Origin of the sequence: Micromonospora sp. NPDC047793 (assembly GCF_040642635.1) — a bacterium.
Classification (GTDB): domain Bacteria; phylum Actinomycetota; class Actinomycetes; order Mycobacteriales; family Micromonosporaceae; genus Micromonospora.
Genome location: NZ_JBEYSG010000002.1, coordinates 354,870 through 376,125 on the forward strand (window position 1 = coordinate 354,870; position 21,256 = coordinate 376,125).

Below are 21,256 nucleotides of genomic sequence, written 5' to 3' on the forward strand. Positions count from 1 at the left end.
ATGGCGAGCGACACCCATCCGGATCCTGACAAACTCGATGCGCTCGCCGCGCAGTGGGAGGCCAAGGCCGAGGACCTCGATCGGTTGCGCCTCGTACCGGCGAAGGCCCTGAACCAGGTCGGCAACTGGCAGGGTAGCGGTCGGGCAGCGGCTACCCGCACGTTGCCCAATCTTGAGAAGAACCTCCGCAACACCGCCGAGTTGTGTCGCCGCTGGGCCCGACGGTTGCGCAAGATGGCGGACGAGATCCGCAAGAAGCTCGAAGAGCTCCGCAAACAGTCGCTCGTCACGATCCTGAGCGTCATCTTCGGACTGCTCTTCGGTTTCATCGTCGGTTTCGCGATCGGCCCGGCGCTTGCCGCGCTCGTCGCGGCGATGGCGCGGGCGGTCGCCGGTCTCGCCACGGCGCTGCGGGCCATCATCAACCTGTCGTTCCAGTTCGGTGTCGGCGCGGCCGTGTTCGGTTCCACCCAACTTGCCGCCGAGGTCTTCGCCCAGGCGATCGCGTCGCACGTCGACGGCAAGTTCGAGATCACCAACGAGAGTTGGATCAGCGTCGGTGCCGCCGCCGGTCTGGGCGGTCTGTTCGGACTCTCCACCCGGGGACTCGGCAAGGTCGGCGGCGGTGGGCCGAAGTCGACCGACGTGCCGACGGTCAAGGGCCTGGACGGCACGAACACCGGTGGCCGACCCAGCGATACCCCCACCCCGGACGTGCGGACCGGTCGCGGCGACATACCGGGCGTCGGCTCGCCGGACGGACCTCCGCTCGGCGCACCACCCCCGTACGGTGCTGTCGGTGGTCGGCCCCCGACGCCGGGCCCGGTCAGTGCCAGTTCGACGCCGCCACCGGTCCGCCCGGTCGGTGGGCGGGGAAACGCCGGTGGTGCCGCGCCGACGCGGACGACCCGACCCACCACGGTCGACCAACCCCCACCCTCGGCGCTCGGCGGCGCGCCGGCGCGGACCACACCGCCACCGGCCCGCCTCGACGGCCCGGTGAACACGCCACCACCAGCCCAACCGCAACCCCGCGCCGGGGTGCCGCAGCCCGACGGTCGGCCACCGGCGGTCGGCAACGGCAACGCGGCCAGCAGCCTGCCACCGCCCGCCCGCACCACCCCGCCGCCGAAGGCCGACGCGGGTGCGCCACCCGTCGGTACGCGGACGCCGGGTGGGCCGGCGATGGCCGGAGTGGACGCGCCCGCGCCGCCTTCGCGCGCCGTCGCCGCCGATCCTCGGCCGCCGTCGGCGCTGACGCCCGAGCCGGCGCCCGGCGGAGGACGGCCGCCTGCGGCGAGCCCGGACCTGCCCGCCACCCCCGCTGGTGGGCGGCCGCCTGCGGCGAGCCCGGACCTGCCCGCCACCCCCGCTGGTGGGCGGCCGCCCGCCGCGAGCCCGGACCTGCCCGCGACCCCGGGCGCGGGTCGGGACGTACCCGTCAACGGCCCTGCCCGGGACGTGTCACCGATCGCCCCCGAACCGGTCCGGTCCGGCACTCCGCCGCCGGGCCAGGGCCTGACGGTCGATCCGCCCGTGGCACGGCCCGGTGGCGTCGGCGCGGTGACGGACGTTCCCCCGCCGACTGGCAGACCTGCCGGTACCACTCCCGATGCCACGGTGTCGGTGCCACCGCCCGGCCGCCCGGTCCAGCCGGGTGTCGAGGGGAACCCGGTGAACACGCCCGGCGGCGGCACCATCGGCGGGGCCCCGCGTCCAGGGCGTCCCGTCGAGGGAATCCCGGCCAACCAGGTGGTCGACGTCCCCACGTCCACCCCGAGACCGGCCACCCCCGAGCCGTCCACACCGGTGCCACCCGCCGGGCAGCCCGGCCCACGGGGCAACCTCGCCGCCACCGACCTGCCGGCCGACGTCAGGACCCCGGTCACCACGAGACCACCTCTCGACCGGGCACCCGTCTCCGGCGAACCGCCGGCCGTCCGGCCGGACACCCCGGTCACGTCACCCCGACCCACCTCGCATGCGACGACCCGGCCGGACACACCCGAACAGGTCCCGACCGACGTCCCGCCCGGTTCCCGTCCCGGCGGCACCAACGGCGACCAGCCGCCGGTCGTCGGGCAGGGCAAGCCGACCACGGACACCGCCCCGGTGGGCGCGTCCTCGAAGGGCGCGCCGGAGCCGGGCAAGACCAACCCGGTGCAGGCCAACCTCGACGCGCGGATCCGCGACCTCATCACCGAGGGAGGCGGCGGCAAGGGGCAACCCGGGGTGTCGCAGTCCAGCCGGCCGGGCACGCTGACCGAGATGCGCGCGCTGCGCGAACGGATCCTCGCCGACAGCCCCGGTGGGCAGCCCACCGGTGGCAACGCCCTCGTCGTGCAGCGCCTGAACGATCACATCGCCGACCTGACCCCACGGCGGCCCGTCGGCGGCGACGCGCAGGGGGGCGCGGGTCGGCAGTTCAGCGGTCAGCCGGGGGTCGAGACTCCGCTCAAGCAGGTCCCGTTGCCGACGAAGCCCATGCCCGGCGGTCCGCGACACACCGGGCCCGACGGCATCGACGCTCGGGCGCCCTATCCGGACCAGACGTCCGTACCCGCGGTGGGGCCGAAGGGGCCCGGCGGTCCGCGACCCGACCCGGAGGTGAAAGGTCCGGTCCCGCCACCTGCCGAGGCGCCACCCCCCAAGACCTCGGGCCGCGACCAGTACACCGGCGAGTGGGACTGGCACATCCGTCGGGACAAGTTCGGCACCGAGTTCCTGTTGTTGCAACGTGGACCGGAGCAACCGCCGGGTGTGCGTCTCGGCGGATCCAGCGGCGAGCCGCACGGCCCGGGAGGGCTCGGCCGACCGCCCCGGACCGATCCGGTGGATCCACCCGACCCCGGCGCCGGGCGTCGCCTGGGCGACGGCAAGGCGGTCCGGGACGACCAGTTCGGTGTCTCGTCCAGACCGGCCGGGAACAACCAGGTCAGCGAGTATCCCGCACAGGTCCGGGAGATCAACGGTGAGAAGTGGGTCCGTCTGCCGGACGAGGCGGTGCAGGGCCGGCCCGGTGCCGGCAACCAGCAGTCGTCGGACCGCTGGATGCGGATGCCCGACCGGGACAACCGCGTCCTGCCGGACTCCGGCGGGCGCGCCCCGGAGGGCAGTTACTACTCCTGGCAGGAGCACACCCCCGGCAAGTCCGCCGTCTCCGGACTGGACCGGGGCCGGGGGCAGATGGTCGACATCAAGAGCCGCCCCGGCTGGCAGCTCAATCCACCGGAGCCCGCACCACTCGGTGTCACCTCCCGGCCGACTCCGGGGGCGGACATGCCCGGCCCCGGAAACCGGCTCGGCGGCGGGACGACCGACCGTCTGATCAACTCGCTGAAGGACTTCGGGGGCATGTTCCGTCGGGGCGGTGACGCGCCGGCCCCACAACCGCCCTCCGTCGTCATCAAGTCGGCGGGACCGGGCGGCAACACCGGCGGCGGGATCGCACCGGGGGGCAGGGGCACCACCCCGGACGCGCCGGCCTCCGGCGGAAGCTGGAAGGGGTACGGCGAGGGCCAGCAGCTCGGCGGTCGACCGGCCCGGCCGGACGTCGACGGCAGCCCGGTCCGGCCGGGACGGCAGGGCCTGGACGGCGGCGGGACGGGACCGGGCCGAACCGGGGACGTCACCACGCCGCCCCGGTCGACCGACACGCCGACGCCGAGGACCGACACCGGCAGCCCGCAACCGGGGCGCTCGACCGGGGCGGAGGGCGGCGGCTCGTCGCGTACCGGTGGGTCGCAGGGCACGATGGGGATGCGGGATCCGCGCTCCGGCAGCCGTACCGAGACGGTGACCCCGGACCGGTACATCGAGCCGACGGTGGACAACCCGGCCTGGGCCACCCGTGGCGCCCGGGATGTCGGTGACACGCCCCGGGGCGTCGGGGGCGAGACCCGGGCACCAGCCGGGCAGGGTGGTCAACGTTCGCCCTCCGGCACCGAGGGGGCACCGCCGAGCGGTGCCAAGCGTGTCCCGGACCGCATCACGACCACCGACACCCGGACGCCGGCCGGGTCGCAGCCGGGCGAGGTCTTCGGGGCGCGGTCCGGCCCGACTGCCGCGCCGGGCCCGAGGCCGGCCGGACAGCCCGTTGCGGCCCGCGACAGTCTGCACGGGCAGATGGCGGACCTCCTGGAGGGTGCGGCCAAGCGCGCAGAGGTCAAGCCCGGTGGCGGACCCAAGCCGGGTGATGACGTCAACCTGGGCACGGGGACGCGGGCGGGCGAGAGTTCCCGTACGCCGGGCGACGTCACCACGCCGCCGGGGCAGTCGCGACCGGGTGAGGCGTTCGGGCAGCGTCCGGAGTCGGGGACCCGACGGTTGGAGTCGTCGCCGGAGTCGGAGCAGGTCACGCCCGGCAAGTTGCAGAAAAACCGGCCCGTCGGTGACACGGGACGGCCGGGCGAGACCTTCGGGCAGCGTCCCGAGTCGGGCACCCGGCGGTTGGAGTCGTCGCCGGAGTCGGGATCGGCCGGGCTCGGGAAGTTGCGCAAGGACCGGCCGACGGGCGATGCGGGGCGGCCGGGCGAGGCGTTCGGGCAGCGTCCGGAGTCGGCGAACCGGCGGTTGGAGTCTCCGTCGGAGTCCGCTCCGGTCAAGCCCGGCACGTTGCGCAAGGACCCGCCGCCCGGTGACCCGGCACCGCGACCTGGTGAGCCGTTCGGGCAGCGCCCGGAGTCGGGCACGAAGCGTCTGGAGTCCGCTCCGGGGCCCGGAACGGGACGGACGGACGCGTCGGCAGGGTCGTCGACGCCGCGTACCGGAACGCACGAGCCGTTAACGCCGATCCGTGATGGGCAGTCTGCGCCGACGACCGGACGACCGGCCGGGCCGACACCATCCCAGGTCGCGCCGACCGAGGGCACGCCTGCCGCGACGGTGAAGCCGGAGTCGAGTCCCAGGCCCGAGCCGGGCACCAGACCTGAGTCGACGACCAGCCAGGAACCCGCAGCGGCCAGTGGCAAGGCGCCCGCGCCCGGATCGGCAGCTGACCGGCGGGCGCAGGCGTGGGCGAACGCGTCGCCTGCGGAGATCGAGGTGCTACGGGGCGGGGGCGCGGGCGCCGGGCTGCGCCCCGACCAGCGGGTGAACGTGGTGCTCAATGATCGGATCTCGGCCGAGTACGCGAAAGCGGCGCAGGACGCGTTGCGGGCCGAGCTGGCGGATCTGCGGGGCCGGGTGCGGACTCCGGGTGAGCCGATCGCGGATTGGGTGTGGCGGGAACAGCGGATCGCGGAGATCGAGTCGAGGCTGGGCGGACGCGCTCCGGAGCCGGTGGACGTGCCGGTGCCGACAGCGCCTGCGGGTGAGTCGCCTGCTGACCGGCGGACGCGGGCGTGGGCGAACGCGTCTCCGGCGGAGTTGACGGTGTTGCAGGGCGGGGGCGCCGGTGCCGGGCTGCGCCCCGACCAGCGGATCAACCAGGTGCTCAACGAGCGGAACTGGGCGCGGCAGGCGGCTGAGGTCGAGGCGGGTCTGCGGGCGGAGTTGGCGGACCTGCGGGCACGGGAGCAGTGGGGGCAGAACCCGTCCGAGGCGGAGCAACGGATCCTCGATGGTGCGGGGCTGGGCGCAGGCGTGCGGCCGGATCAGCGGGTGCTGGTGGTGGAGGCGCTGCGGTCGTTCGCGCAGGGCGCCGAGACCTGGCTGGAGGGGCCGAGGGCGGCTGCGGCGGGGGCGGCGCGGACCGCCGAGTTGCGGCGGCAGGTGGAGTTGGCGCGGCAGGGCCTCAACCCGTACGGGGACGGCGGGGTCCAGGTCGTGCTGCACCGGCGTGGCAGACCGGAACTGCGGGCGCTGGAGGTCGACACGCCCGGTGCCCCCGCCACCACGCGGGTGGAGCCGGACGGGCTGGAGTGGTTGTGGCGGGATCAGCGGATCGCCGAGCTCACGTCGGCGTTGGGTGTGCGTTCCGAGGTGTCGTTGCCGAGGCCGCCTGCGGGTGAGTCGGCTGCGGAGCGCAGCACGCGGGCCTGGAAGGACGCGTCGCCCGCGGAGTTGGAGATCCTGCGGGGTGGTGGTGCGGGGTTCGGGTTGCGGCCGGATCAGCGCGTCAACCTGGTGCTCAACGAGCGGAACTGGGCACGGCGGGCGGCTGAGGCCGAGGCGGGTCTGCGGGCGGAGCTGGCGGATCTGCGGGGTCGGGTGCGGACGCCGGGCGAGCCCATCTCGGAGTGGGTGTGGCGGTCCCAGCGGATCGCGGAGATCAGGTCGGCGCTTGGCGAGCAACCGGTCGAGGTCCCGGCGCCGAGGCCGCCTGCGGGTGAGTCGGCTGTGGAGCGGAGCGCCCGGGCGTGGGAGAACGCGACTCCCGCCGAGACCGAGATCCTGCATGGCGGGGGAGCTGGTTTCGGGTTGCGTCCCGACCAGCGGGTGAACCTGGTGCTCAACGAGCGGGCCTGGGCGCGGCAGACCGAGCAGGGGTTGCGGGCGGAGTTGGCGGACCTGCGGCGGCAGGTGCGCACGCCGGGTGAGCCGATCTCGGAGTGGGTCTGGCGCTCCCAGCGGATGAACGACATCCAGGTCGCGCTGGGTGACCGTACGCCGGAGCCGGCACCAGTATCGAGGCCGTCCGGTGCCGGCCCCCGTCGAGTGGAGAACCCGACGCCCGCCGAGCAGGAGGTGTTGGCCGGTCGGGGCGCCGGCTTCGGGTTGCGGCCGGACCAGCGGGTGAACCTGGTGCTCAACGAGCGGGCCTGGGCGCGGCAGACCGAGCAGGGGTTGCGGGCGGAGTTGGCGGACCTGCGGCGGCAGGTGCGCACGCCCGGTGAGCCGATCTCGGAGTGGGTGTGGCGGTCGCAGCGGATCGCCGAGATCCAGTCGACGCTGGCGGGGCGTACGCCGGAGCCGATCGTCGTACCGGTACCGAGGCCGCCGGCGGGAACGTCGACCGCCGACCGGAGTGCGCGGGCGTGGGAGAACGCGACGCCTGCGGAGCGGGAGATCTTGCAGGGCGGGGGTGCCGGCTTCGGGTTGCGTCCCGACCAGCGGGTCGACCTGGTGCTCAACGAGCGGGCCTGGGCACGGCAGAGCAAGGCGACCGGGGTCGAGACGCCGACGACGCTGCCGCCGGAGCTGGCCCACCTGCAGGCGCGTACGCGGCGGATCACCGATCCGTCCGAAGGGGAACAGCGGATCCTCGACGGTGCGGGTCTGGGCGCGGGGTTGTCGCCGGGACATCGGGTGCTCACGGTCGAGGCGCTGCGGTCGTTCGCGCGGGGCGCCGAGACCTGGATGGAGGGCCCGACGGCTGCTGCGGCCGGTGCGGCCCGCATCGCCGAGCTACGGCGGCAGGTCGAGCTGGCGAGGCAGGGCCTCAGCCCGTACGGCGACGACGGGTTCCGGGTCGTCCTGGACCAGCAGGGCCGCCCGAGCCTGCGGTCGCGCGAGACCTCTGGTACTCCCACCGGGCAGGTGGAGTGGACCGTGCCGGGGCAGGTCCGTGAGCCGGCGCCCCAGCGCCCGGAGACCGTGTTGGTCGGCGAGCACGACGCGTTGCCGCCGGTGACCGAGGAAGCGGTTCCGCCGGTGCGACCGGCCGAGAGTCCGTCGGTGATCCGCGAGCGCCCAGGCATCGGAGAGTCGGCACCCCCGGTGCAGACGATGGAGCGTCCGCCGCTTCCGACGGTGGAGCGCCCGTCGGTGCCGGAGCGGCGGATCCTGGCGGGTCAGCGTCTCGGCGAGGGGCTGTCACCGGCGCGGCGGGTGCAGACCGTGGAGGCGCTGCGATCGTTCGTGCAGCAGACGCGGACCCGCATCGACGACCTCACGGCGGCAGGCGGTCCAGCAGACCTGCGGCGGGCCACCCGGCTACGGCAGCAGGTGGAGGCGGCCGAGCAGGGCCTCAGCCCGTACGGGGATCGGGGCGTGCGGGTGGTGCCCGGCCGGGACGGCCGACCGGAACTGCTGCCACCGCGTGAGGTACGCGGCCTGCCGCTGACCGGGGCGGAATGGAGGGTGCTGGCCGGACAGGGCGCGGGCGAGGGCCTCTCCTACGACCAGCGGATCGACCTGGTGGTCACCGAGCGCAACGCGGCCTGGCAGACCGAGCAGTTGCGGGTCGAGTTGGCGCAACTGCGGGACCGGCAGCCGCTGCCGGACGAGCCGACGTCGGATCAGGCATGGCGGACGCAGCACATCGCCGACCTGGAAGCCATGGTGGGCGCCTCGGCCGGTGACCGGACGGCCCCGCCGGTGCGGACGGTCGCCCCGGTGCGACAGCCACCGCAGGCCGGGGTGTTGACCGAGGCCGAACAGGAGGTGCTGGCCGGGCGGGGCGAGGGCCGGGGGCTGCCGTTCGACCAGCGCATCGACCTGGTCGTCGGCGAGCGCAACTGGGCCTGGCAGACCGCGCAGGTGCAGGCGGAGTTGGCGGAGCTGCGCGCCTGGGACGCCCTGCCGGGCGGCTCGGTCTCGCAACGGATGTGGCGCGCGGACCGGATCGCCCATCTCGAAGCCGTGGTGACCGGCGAGGTCACGCACTCCCGAGACGAGCAGCCCGCGCCACCGGTCCCGACGTCGGACGGACCCCCGCCGGTGCCGCCGGTGGTCGGCCCGTCCGCAGGAGAGCAGCGGATCCTCGACGGCGAAGGGCTCGGCGCGGGTCTGTCGCCGCTGCGGCGGCGGGACGTGGTGGAGGCACTGCGGTCGTTCGCGCAGCGCGGCCGGGCGGAGCTGGACGACCTGGTCGCCGCAGGCGCGGACGAGGCCCGGGCGGGACAGCTCCGGCAGCAGGTGGAGGCAGCCGAGCAGGGGCGCAGCCCGTACGGCGACCGTGGGGTCCGGATCGTGCTGGACCGGGACCGGCAACCGGTGCTGCTGCCCCCGCGTGAGCTGCCCGGCCCGCTGACCGAGGCCGAGTGGACGGTGCTGCGCGGCCGGGGCGAGGGCCGTGGCCTGACGTACGAGCAGCGCGTCACGCTCGTCATCCAGGAGCGGGCGGCGGCGCGGCAGGCCGAGGAGGTCCGGCAGGCCGAGGAGGTCCGGCAGCGGCGCGAGCTCGACCAGGCGTTGCGGACGTGGCAGGCCGAGCAGGAGCGGAAAGCCCGCGAGGAACAGACAGCAGTGCGCGCGGCTGCCGTCCCCGAGGGATACCAGATCCGGCACGAGCAGGCCGACACCTACCGGCTCTATCGGGGCGCGGCCCCGACGTCGGCGGAGGACGCGGGCGCACCGCTGGTGGCGGGTCGGGAGGCGTTGCGGGTCGACCGGTCGGTGACCGACATGAGGGTGGTGGGCCGGTACCTCCGTGCCCTGGACCCGGCGGTCACCCGTCGGCAGCAGGTGGAGGTGCCGCGCACCGGGCGGCGGGTGACGCCGGAGAAACTGCGGTCGCTCGTGGAGCGGCACCTGCCGGCGGGGGCGGTCATGGCCGTACCGGTCGGTCAGGTGACCGCCGGAACGCCGGTGCCGTTCCCCCGGCTGCCCGGCGGCGCGTCGGCGGACGACGGCTGGTATCTGGTCGACGAGGACACCACCCTGCGCGACAGGGTCCGGACCCGGCCGATGGCCGCCGGGCACACCCTGGTGGAGTACCCGAACCTGATCTGGATTCGGCCGCCCGGCGCCCCGGAGTCGGTGATCACCGGGTTCCTGGCCCGCCCCGACAACGCGAAGACGCTGGTGCTGGTCGGTGCGCCCGGGGGCAACCCACCCGGCGAGGTGTGGGACGAGCTGAGCACGTATCTGCGCGGCCTGCCGGAGCAGCGGTTGAGCCGGCTGGAGATGAAGGATCTGGTCGCCGAGCGACCCGACCGCCACCTGCCGGAGGACCGCCGGTTGGTCGAGTACCACGAGGCGGCGCGCCGGATCGGGCACAATTTCACCGGTAAGCCCACCTTGGAGGCCAAGGAGGAGCTCTGGGCGTACCTGTCGGACACGCTCAATCCGGCCGGGCCGGGACACGTGCCGGTGCCGGAGTTCGATCCGACACTCAACGCCCCCGGCCGTCCTGGCACTGACAAAGGCCATGATCTGCACGGTGGCTTCGAACATCGTCGTTGGCGTCTGCTGCTCTCCGACAAGCTGGACACGTGGCAGGCCGTGGTCACCACGATGCGCCACGAGTGGGAGCACGTCGAGCAGTACTTCCTGATGGCCCGCTACCTGGCGGCCACCCACCGCACGGTGGCGGACCTGCGGCGGCACCTCGCCGTCGAGGACGACCGGGTGCTCCAGGCCGCGCTGGACGACCCGGCCGTGCCGGGCACCGACGACCACGAGTACGGCGAGCAGTTGTACCGGGGGAGGCTCGGTGCCGATCGGGGGGCGACCGAGGCGGTGGAGGCGCGTCGGCGCGAGCTGTACCGGGTGTACAAGGACACCGTGCAGCGCAAGCGGGCCAACGACGCAGACCCGGCCCGGACCCTGCGCGGTGGGGCCGAACTGGCGCTCCAGACGATCCGTGCCAACGCCGCGTACGCCGCCTCACTCGTCGAGTACGCTGCGCTGCCTCTGGAGGGCCCGGCGATCGAGCGGGAACGGCAACTGGACCGGCTGTTCGCCTGGGACACCATGCCGGACGCGGTGCCGGTCGGCGTCGCCACCGGACCTCGGCCCGGCCGTGCGGCAGATCGTGCCGGCGCGGCTGGGGTCGGACCGGCACCGGACGAGTCCGCCGAGGTCACCGCCAGCCCACCCGTGCCGGCCGAAGCCGCCGTGGCGCTCGCGCCGACGAATCCGCTGCTGGACCACCGGCTTCTCGTGACCGCCGACCGCGAGATGCACGAGGCGGTACGCGAGCTGGTCCGTGCCGACTACGGGCGGCTCTCGGGCAGGTCGGGAGAAGCCGCGCAGCAGGACGGCTGGCGGAACCTGGCGAACCTCGTCCTGCGGCACGCCGGGTTGCCCGAGCTGGGACCCGACGGCCTCCACATCGGTCAACCGGCCGAGGGACACCTGGGCGGATTCGACCGGCGGTCGTGGACGATCGGGCTCGCCGACGGCTCCGTCGAACACCTGCTCCGTACGCTGATGCACGAGCTGGTCCATGTCGAGCAGGTCACGCTCGTCGGCCGGCTGCCGGCGGGCCGCCCCGACGGCGTCGCGCTGGATTCGCTCGTCCACGACGCCCGGGTCCGTGACGAACTCTCCTCGACAGCGGTGGATGTCGGCAGCCCTGGGCACAGCATCGCCGGGTGGATGCGGCCGGAACTGGAACCGCAGGGCGAAGCTCGGGCGACAGAGATCATCGCCGCGGTGGGTGCCGCGCAGTCCCGCATCGACGTGACGCCGACACTCCTGCACGAAGTCGACCGCCTCGGCGGGTTCAACGCCGGAGTCCGTGGCCGATTGGCGCGGGGCCACGACGGCGTGCTCCGACACTTCGCCGAGGCGATGACCCGATACCTGAACCTGCCGCTGGAGGCTCAGGCACACCTCGTGCAATTCGACTTCGACTCCGACGGTGTGGCGCGGGACTGGCGACGGGAACCGCAGGCACAGGTGCCGCCACTTCCGGGGTACGTCGTCGAGGCGATCGTGGCGGGCAGCGTCGTCCGTCCGCAGGGCGTCGTGGTGACACCGCCACCTCGGCTCGCCCATCCCGGTCGTCCACAGGTGCTGATCCACCTGACCGACCTCGGCGACGCCGAGCAGGTGCTGCCCGAGCTGGCGTCGTCGCTGCCCGCCCACGCGTTGGTGGAACTGCACGGCGCGCCGGGAGGCCGGCTGTTCACCGTCGAGGAGTTGGCGGTGCTCTCCTCGGCGCTCGACGACGGCCAGCGGCTGATCGTCGCCCCGGACCTGGTGGCACCCGCCGGTGAGTTCGCCCGTCACCTGCTGCCGTTCTCCCGGACGCACGCGCCGACCTTGGCCCCGTTCGCCGCCTACTACCTGCTCCACCCGAGTTCGCGGCCACCGTTCCTGCCGATGCCCTTCCCGTACCTCATGCGGAATGTGGGCGTCGGGACCTTCGAGCTGTATCCGGGTTGGCATGTGGTCGCGGTGGGCGACCGGGCCTGGATCGGCCCGGCCGACGGGCAGCCCGACCTGACCGGTGTGCCACACGCGCGCGTGGTGATCGGCAGCCCCGGCCAGGAGACGCCGTGGGCGGTGGTCAGCGCAGGACTCTGGCTGGCCCGGATCCTGGCCGGTCAGGTCGGGGCCACCGTCGACGAGGGCTTCGTCCACGTGTTCCGACCGGCGATCGCACCCGCCGACACTCCGGCGGCCGTCACCGACGACGTGCTCCACGCGGTCGAGGACCGCGACCGTGAGCTGGTACGCCTCGCCTTCGGCGCGGAGTACGTCCCGGCATCCGGGGGTGCCGTCGGGGTCCCGCACCTCGACAGGAACCCGTTCAGGCTGGTGGAGTCCGCCGACTACGAGCTGTACTACGTGGTGGACGCCCTGCTCCACCTGGCCGGCGTCGGACCGGTCGCTCCGCTCGTGGCACCGTCGCGCGCGGTCGACGCGCTGACCGGGTTGGCGGACCGGCTGGGCCTGAGCGATCCGGCCGAACCCGATTCCGGCGCGCTCGCCGCCCGGCGTGCCCTGCTGGCGGCGGGACGACTGGCGGCCGTCGCGTACGGTCCGGGTGGCTTGACCATGCCGAGACTGCGTGCGGCGTGGCACGTGCACACGACGGCGGGAGATCCGACGCTTCCTGCCGTCACCCGGGCGAGGACGCTGGTCGAGCGGGTCGTTCCCGCACGCCACGTCCAGGACCTGGACCGGGAGCTTCCGCTGCTCGTGATGCGGGTGCTGGAGCCGGTGGCGATGTCGGGCGGTTCCCGGTCGGCGCTCGGCCCGTCCTACGATCGGTCGGGCGAGTGGCTGATCCGGATACTCCAAGGTACGAGGGCGACCGATGACGGGGCGGCGACCCTCTGGTGGCCCGGTGCGGACCTGAGCCACGTACCCCTCAAGGTCTGGGCGGCACTGCCCATGCTTGCCGAGATCGACGACGTCCTGGTGGTGGGTTACCAGGCAGGCCCGGACGGGCTGCCGCTGCTCGACGGCCGACCCGCCGCCGACCACCAGGTCCTCGGTGGTGCCGCCCTGCTGGCCCAGCTCGGTGACACGCTGCGTACCGAGCTGAACGGCGGTGACCCGAGCCGGCAGCGGGTCTTCCTGACGCCGCTCGTCGACGATCCGGCGGTCGAGGAGTCGCTCGACGGGCTGCGGACCGACCTCGCCGCGCTGGACAAGCGGCTGGGCTGGGGAGTGCGGCTGGCGGCGTCGGTGTCGACCGGGATGGACGAGACGGATTCGGCCGGCGGCGATCCGGACGACATGGAGATCACCGCGAGCCCGCCCGATCCGGCGGAGGAGCCGGTGCGGGTCGGGTCGTGGCCGCCCGTCCTCCTGTCGTCCCAGGCGTTCCCCCTGCTGCACGAGCAGGTGGCCATCGTGTCGCCCGAGTCGTCACCGTCCGGCTCGCGCGTGACCTCGCGGGCGGTGTCTCGGGCGGTGTCGCCGTCCGGCTCGCGGGCCGTGTCGCCGTCCGGTTCGCGGACCGTCCCCGCGTCCGTGAGCGCGACGGAGGCACCGGATGAGCCGGTCGCGCGGGCGATGGTGGCCCTGGTCGACGCGTATGCGCCGGGGCGTGCGGAGCACGACTGGGAGGTGACCGCGCCACAACCCGGCGGACCGGTGCCACGTGGCCCGCTGGCCGACCTCTTCACCGTCGAGGCGCTGTCCGGTTGGCCGGCTGGTGTGCTGCGCGCCGGGGTCGTCCTGCGTCCGGTCGGCAGCACCGGGGACCGGCGGTTCCGGTTGGTGGTCCGGGCCGAGACGGCGGGTTCCTACCGGCACCTGGAATCGGATGGGGACGTTCACCGGTACGGAGTGCCACTGCTGGTGACGGTGCGGCTGGAACACACCGGCCCGGTGCCGGTCGGGCCGCTGCTCGAGTCCGCGTCCGAGTTGCCGCAGTCGCGGGCGGTGCTGCTCGATCAACGGGTCGCGGTGACGGACGAGGTGCTGCGGCAGCCGGGAGTGCGGATCCGGCGCGGCGGCGTGGAGCAGGTGGCGGCGCTGCCCGGCGGTCCGGACGAGACACTGGAAGCGCTCAGGCTCGCAGCGCTGCGGGTGCCCGAAGGAGCCGCGCTGCCCGGGCAGGTCGTGGTGGCCGGGATCGCGGCATCGGTGCGGGTGTTGCAGGACGCGGTGGTGGCCGAGCTGACCTCGGGCCGGTGGGCGGAGAGCTGGTCGGCGCGGACCCGCGCCGGTGTGCGGTCCCGTTCGGTGCTCGCCGATCCGGTCACGTTGGACGGGCTGTCCCACGCCCTGTCCGAGCCGGGGTTGGTCGACGCGCTGCGCGGGCAGCCGGTGGCGGTGGGCCCGCTGTCGGTCGGGCTGGCGGCGTTCGACGGGGTCCGGCTGGGTCAGGTGACCCGAGCGGGTGCTCCGGAGGTACGCGTCCGGGCGGGCCTGCTGGTGCAGGTGGCGCTGCGGGAGACGGTTCGACCTCCGGCGGGTCCGGCCGGGTCGCCACCGCCTTTGGCGTTCCGCCTGGACGGGGCGGTGGAGCTGTCGATGCCGCCGGAGTTGGCGGATCAGATCCTCGATGTGCGTACGCCGCCGTACGAGGCCGAGGCACCCCCGGCGTATCAGCGGGCCGCGGCATCGGCGTGGGGTGTGAGCGACGAACAACAGCGGCTGCTGACCGACGTGTCGGGCGGGCCGGGAGCCTGGGACCGGCTCCTGGAGAGTCAGCCGTTCGGGTTCGACGGCCCGGCGTTCTGGCGTCTGGCGGGGCTGTTGGAGGTGATCGACGAGAGCGGTCGGGTCCGGGATCGGTCGCGGTTGGCCGGGCTGGCGCGATGGGTGCAGGTCATCGAACGGGTGCCGGACCCGTCCGAGGTCGAGGCGTTGGCCGTGGGGGCGGTGCTGACGCAGACGCGTGCGGAGTTGTCGGCGGCGGAGAACGCCCTCCAACGGGCCGGAGAGGTGCTCCGCTCGTCGGCGTACCAGCATCGGTCCCTGGAGACCGAACAGCGCGGCCTCGACCGTCGGATCGCAGGGTTGTCCGCGACGGTGACCGACGGCGCGGCGGCGTCCGAGCTCGCCACCCTCCGCCGGGAGCGCGACAGGGTCACGAACGCGTTGCCGGCTGCCGTCGCGCATGAAGCCCATGCGTTGGACGAGTTGAGCTTGCGACGCGACGTCGACGCCCGGCTACGGGACGGTCTTGAACGTCTTGTCGCCGATCCGTCGGGGTCGGCACGGCTGGCGACCGTCCGGCGGGCCTGGTTCGCGATCGCCATCGAGCTCGGTGTCGAGCCGGGTGCCCTCGAAGTGATGAGCGGTGAGGTCGCTGCGGTGGCGGTCGGGCGCGGTGACGCCTCGCCGACGGAGTTCCTGGCCGACCTGCGGCAGCGGCTACGGCCGCTCGGGGTGTTCACCGACAACGACCTGGCGCTGCTGGCCGGCCTCGGTCGGCGGATGGCGCTGGGTCCGTCCGACGTACCAGCCCTCGCGTGGCTCAACGACCGGGGTGTGCCGCTCGAGTTGGTGGACGGCCTTCCGGACGAGTTGGCGAACACGACGGTCACCTGGGCCTCGAAACAGCACCTCCGGGGCGACGACCCGGCATCGGTGGCCCGGGAACTCGGTCTGGCGGGCGCACCGGCGCTGAACGGGCTCGTCGACGTGCTCCGGGACGCCGCCGTGGCGGCCCGGCCGGTGGGTCGCGCCACGCAGCCGTCCGGGGACGACGATCGTGGCCAGTGGTCGGAGTCGATGCAGGACTGGTGGTCCGCCCTGCTGATGATCCGTGACCTGGTGGACGTCGTGGTACGGCGTTCGCCGGTGCCGATCATGAACGCTGAGCAGGGTGCGGCGGTCGCAGCCGGGGTGCTCCGGCTTGCCCAGGAACTGGGCTTCCGGACGCCTCGGCACCTCCTGCGGTATGCCGTGTTGAGTGCGCGGCTCGGCTTCCCGGTCACGACGCTCTCCGCGTACCTGCCGTCGCGGCACATGCGCTTGCAGGTGTACCGGTTGCTCGGCAACCTGCCGATGGCCGAGATCGAGGAGTTCCTGACCGATCTGGTACGGCATCGGCCGGTGGACCTCCAGCAGGGCGGGAACGTCTCGGTACCGCGCCCGGTGGGAGAGCGGGAGGCAGCCGCGTGGGCCTCCCGGTTCGGTGTGTCGGCCGACGCCATCCGGACGGCGGCAGCGAGTCCCCTGGTGGACCTGCCTCGCCTGGTCGGGTTGGCCGACCAGATGGGGTTGGCGGGCGAGCAGGCGCAGTGGCTGTGGACGGTGACGTCGCAGATCGGCCGGTTGGCGGCCGACCTGCCGAGGCTCGCGTACCGGGCGGGTACGCTGCCGCAGGTCCTGCTCGAATGGAGTTGGCGGATGGACGCCGACCCACGGGACCTGATGCCGTTCCGGTCGGCGCTACGCCTGGTGGCGGCCCCGGACGCGTCGGTGACGTACGCCGACCGGCTCACCGTCCAGGAACTGGTGGCGCACCTACAGAGCACCGTCGCTCACGGGATCGAGGCGTGGTGGTGGGTCCTGTGGGTCGGCGCGCACACGCCGTCCAGCGAGGGGCCTGACGGGCTCACTCCCGGCGAACTGCTGGACCGGATCCGGGCGTACCCGACGGGGATCTTCGAGAGCCCGGGGACAGAGAACGCGTCCGACCTGACCCAGATGGTCGCGGACCTTCCCGAGGACTACACCGCCGGTATCGAGCCGCTCTCGTCCCTGCCGACCGGGCGGAACGCGGACCACTGGTTCGGCGACTGGTTCGAGGAGCGTTTCGCCGTACCCGAAGGCTCCATCACCCGCGACATGGCGAGCCGGCCGTGGCTGGACCATCTCGCGGTGCTCGACGACGCACGCAGGCTCGGGACGGAACCGAGCGAGGCCCTCGATCACGCACGGCGGACCGGTGGCGGTGATCTGACCGTGATGCGGTCGGACGAGCTACCGGACGCTTTCTCCACCCCTGCCCTGACGGACCTGACCCGCCGGTGGGAACTGCGCCTCTACCAACTCGAACCGGTGATGCACCTGCTGGACCACGGCACAGCGGCCATTCCTGCCGACGAGTTGCCGGGACGTCTGCTGGCCCAGGTCTGGGGATCGGTGGAGCGAGTCCCGGCGAGCCAGTCCGCAGCCGTCCTGCCGATTCGGGCCCTGGCGGACATGGCCCTGTCCGCCGACACCTGGCCTCCGATGACCGCCGGTGACGATCCTCGGCTGCTCCGGTGGATGACCGGTGTGACGGGCCTGGACTGGACGACGGACACCGACCCTTCGCGGGCGACCACTCTGCGGCACCTGATCGAGGCCGGATATCTGACCGCACTGGGCAACCTGGCTCGCAGGGTGGGCCTGCCGCAGCACGAACGGGCGGCGCTCGCGAGCCGGCTGCGGATCAGCCAGGAGTGGGTGACGGCGCTCAGCCTCCGGATCGGCTCGGTGCCGACGCGCATCGTCGAGCAGGCCGCCCTGCTGGGCGTGGCGGACCCCGCGCGCCTGTTCGCGCTCGCCTCCCTGCTCGGCGTCGACCCCCGCATCCTCGGCCCCGACGACGATCTCGGACGACTCAACGGCACACCCGGATCGGACCGCCTCGGTGCGGCGGGCGAGGTCGCCGCCTCGATCCGGGCCCGGCCCGACTGGCCGACCCGACGGATGCACGGCACCCTGACCGACGATCTGTTCCGGGTCGTGCAGTCGTCCGAGGTCGCACCGGCCCAGGTGGTGACGCTGCTGCGCAGGCTGCCGCAGCTCCTGAACGACGACGGTTCGTGGCTCGGTCTGCCTCGGCTGCTGAGGATCGCGGTGCGGCTGGGCGGGCGGCCTGAGCCGGTGGCGCTGTACGCCAACACGAACCGGCCGCCGTTCGTTCCCGGCCGCCCACAACCCACCGACGAGCAGGTGATCGCCGCCTACCAGGAGTGGACGGAGCGCCTGCGCGACAGGTACGGGCTCGACCCGATCGACGTGTGGCGGGTGTGGAACGGCGACGGTTCCGCGATTCTCGCGCGGGGCGATGTCGCCGAGATCCGCCTCGCGGCGATCCAGCACGCGGGCGACGATCTGGCGGGAATGACGAGCCGCCTGGCCGCGAACACCGGTCAGGACGTGTTGGATGCCATCGAGACGGTGACACGCGGATCAATCCGTGGTGCCCGGGTGCCGTTCCTGCCGGACGTCGCGGTGCCCGACGGGGTGCACATCAGGTTCAGGGTGCGCCAACTGGCGGATGGACCGCGCGCGCGGCTGGCGAGAATTCTCGACGGTGTTCCCGGTGCCGCTTTCCAGCAAGGCGGATTGAGTTGGGACCACGTCAGCTTCACGTTCGCCTCAGACGGCGGCGGCTGGGCCGACCTGACGAAGGTGCTGAGAGCCTTCGGGCCGAATCCCGGCAATCGGCCGCGCCAGGTGCACGTGGACGTGCGTCACGGGTACGGAACGGACCGCGCCGCCTACCTCCGACTCGCGCACCTCTACTACTCGCACAGCGACGTCCTGACCACCGCCGGAGTGGCACCCTTCGACGACCTCGACGTCTATCGCGCGCAGTTGAGCCTTCCGCAGTTCCCGACGTACGAGCACTTCCTCGCCTACCACGGCGCTGAGCGCGGAGCGTTGTGGATCGGCGCCGCACCGCGATCCGGCGACATCATCCGGTTCAGGACCGGGATGGACGCGCCAACCGATCCCGGCACCGTCCAGGCGCGCGTGTTGATGATCGCGGAACTCGTCCGGTCGGCCCGACGCCCGATCGAGGACGCCGCCCTCTGGGCCCGGCAGTTCGAGCTTCCCGGGGCCCGCCGTCGTGCTCGCGATGGCGGCGCCGCGCGGGAGCTGGGAGCCGACGGGCGCTGGCTGGCCTCGCTGCACGCCGATCCGGCACTACGGGCCCAGGCTGCCCTGCTGATCCTGGCCGGTAGGGACGAGCCGTACCAGTACGGGTCTTCCCGGCCGGCCGTGCCGGGGCTGGGTCCGGTGTGGTCCGATCCCGTCGTCACGTCCGCGTCCGCCGCGACGTCGGTGGCGTCGAGCCCGGCCTCGGTGGACGACGACGGCGACGTGGAGATGGACGGCAGTCCGCCCGACCCGACCGAGGCGCCGGTGGCGGTCGGATCCTCGCCGCCCGCGCTCGTACCGTCCGCAGCGTTTCCCCTGGCGTACGACCAAGAGAGCCTGACCGCACCGGATCCGGCGGTGCCGAATCCGGCGGCGGAGGCGGCGACCCGCCTGGTTCGCACGTACGTGCGGAGACTCTCGCGGAGCCGCTGGGAGGTGGTCGGTACGCCGGGCCGATCGGCCGAGCGGTTGACCGAGTTGCTCTCCACCGAGCGCCTCAAGGACCTGTCTCCCGCGCAGCTTCGAGCCGGTGTGACCATGCGGCCGAGTCGTTCCGGAGAAGGCGGGGACGAGCGGTTCCGGTTGGTCGTGCAGACCGAGCCGGCCGGTGCCTACCGGCATGTCGAGTCGGCCGACGGTGCGCACCGATACGCGTCCTCGCTGCTGGTGACGGTGCGACTGGAGCACACCGGGCCGGTGCCGGCGGGGAGCACGGGCTCCGAACCGGTCACGGATCTGCCGCAGACCCGCGCGGTGCTGCTCGACCAGCGGGTCACGGTGGCGGACGAGGTGCTGGCGCAGCCGATGCCCCGGACGGCTCCCACCGGCGTCGAGCGGGTGCCGGCGCTGCCCGATGGCCCGCGGGAGACGCTCCGCGCGCTCGGCCTACGGCCGCAGTCGGTGACCGAGCACGACGTACGGAACGGACAGGTCCGGGTCAGCGCGATCGCCCCGACGGCGGCGCGGACGCTGCACGACGCGGTGGTCGCGGAACTGCGCTCGGGTCGTTGGGCGGTGCACCGGCCGGCGGGTGCCTCGGGTGGCGTGCGGGACCACCCGGTGCTGGCCGACCCGGCCGGGGTGGACGGGATCCATCACGCGCTCTCCGCGCCGGGACTGACCGCGCTGCTGCCCGGTGCGCTCGGCGGACCGGGCGCGGCGGCCGGTCCGCTCCGGGTCGAGCTGGCGATGTTCGGCGGGGTGCGGCTGGGCCGGTCCGGCCGAGGCGAGACCGCGCGCGAGCGGATCCGGGTCGGCCTGCTGGCGCAGGTGACTCCGGCGGGTTCGCCGGACGCGTCACCACTGGCGATCCGCCTGGACGACGCGGTGGAGCTGTCGGTGTCGCCCGACACCGCCGACCGGATCCAGCGTGACGCCCGTCCCCTGCACGAGGAGTCGCCCACCTACGAGCGGAAGTCACCGTCGGTGTCGGGGCTGAACGCCGAGCAGCAGGCCATGCTCACCGACGCGCTCGGCGGCTCCGACGCCTGGGACCACCTGCTGAGGAGTCAACCGAACGGGTTCGACGGCGCCGCGTTCCTGCGGTTGGCCGGGGCGCTGGCGGTGCTCGACGAGAACGGTCAGGTCGCCGACGCTGACCGGCTGAACCGGATGGTGCGCTGGGTGCAGCTCATCGAGCGGGTGCCGGAGCCGTCCCAGATCGAGCCGCTGGCGTTGGCGGCGGTGCTGACCCAGGCGCGCGCCGCGTTGGCGCACGCGGAGGCCGAACTGGTCCAGGCCGAGAAGACGCACTGGTCGGCGGAGTACCAGCACCGCTACTGGCAGTCCAAGGCGACCGGCCTCGACCAGAAGGCGGAAGGTCTCCGGGGTCACGCGGAGGAACTGCGACGTCGGGTGCACCCACACCAGGAGTCGCTTCCCGACGCTGCGGCACCGGTCACGCGACTCGCCGAGGTGCAGGCGGAACTGGCGACGGTGTCGGCGGACGTCGACAAGGTGCGCGCCGCGTTGGCCGGCGCCGCCGATGAGAGACGTCGTGCGGCGCGGGAAGTAGCCGCACTTCGCATCGAGGTCGCCGGACTCCGCCGGGAACTGGCGTCGCTGCGCGCGAACCCGTCGAGTGCGGTGCAGGTGCCCGTGGTCCGGCAGGCATGGTTCGCGCTCGCCGTGGAACTCGGCGTGGACCCGTACGCGCTCGAGGTGTTCGGTGGCGTGCTGGCCGCGACGATGGTCGGGCGGAGTGAGATCGCGGCCGGGGAACTGTCGGCCGAGCTGCGACGGCGGCTACGTCAGTACGGGGTGTACACCGACAACGACCTGATCATGTTGGCGGATGTCGGCAGGCGGCTGATCCTGGATCCGGCTGACCTACCCGTCCTGCGGTGGCTCAACGACCGGGGCGTGTCGTTGGAGTTGTTGGAGGCGTTGCCGGCCGACCTGTTGGTCACGGCCTTCAACTGGGCGTGGGAGCAGCATCATCGTGGTGATCCGGCTGCGGTGCCGGAACTCGGCC

Annotated in this window: 1 protein-coding gene (running past one end of the window); it reads left to right on the forward strand. The window is 73.5% G+C overall.

Annotation, left to right across the window (positions count from 1 at the left end):
• Nucleotides 1–21,256 carry the start of a hypothetical protein gene (locus ABZ738_RS06365; protein ID WP_357211498.1) on the forward strand. It continues 30,245 nt past the right edge of the window, so 21,256 of the gene's 51,501 nt are visible here — the first part of the coding sequence; it begins with the start codon at nt 1–3; its stop codon lies off the right edge, out of view.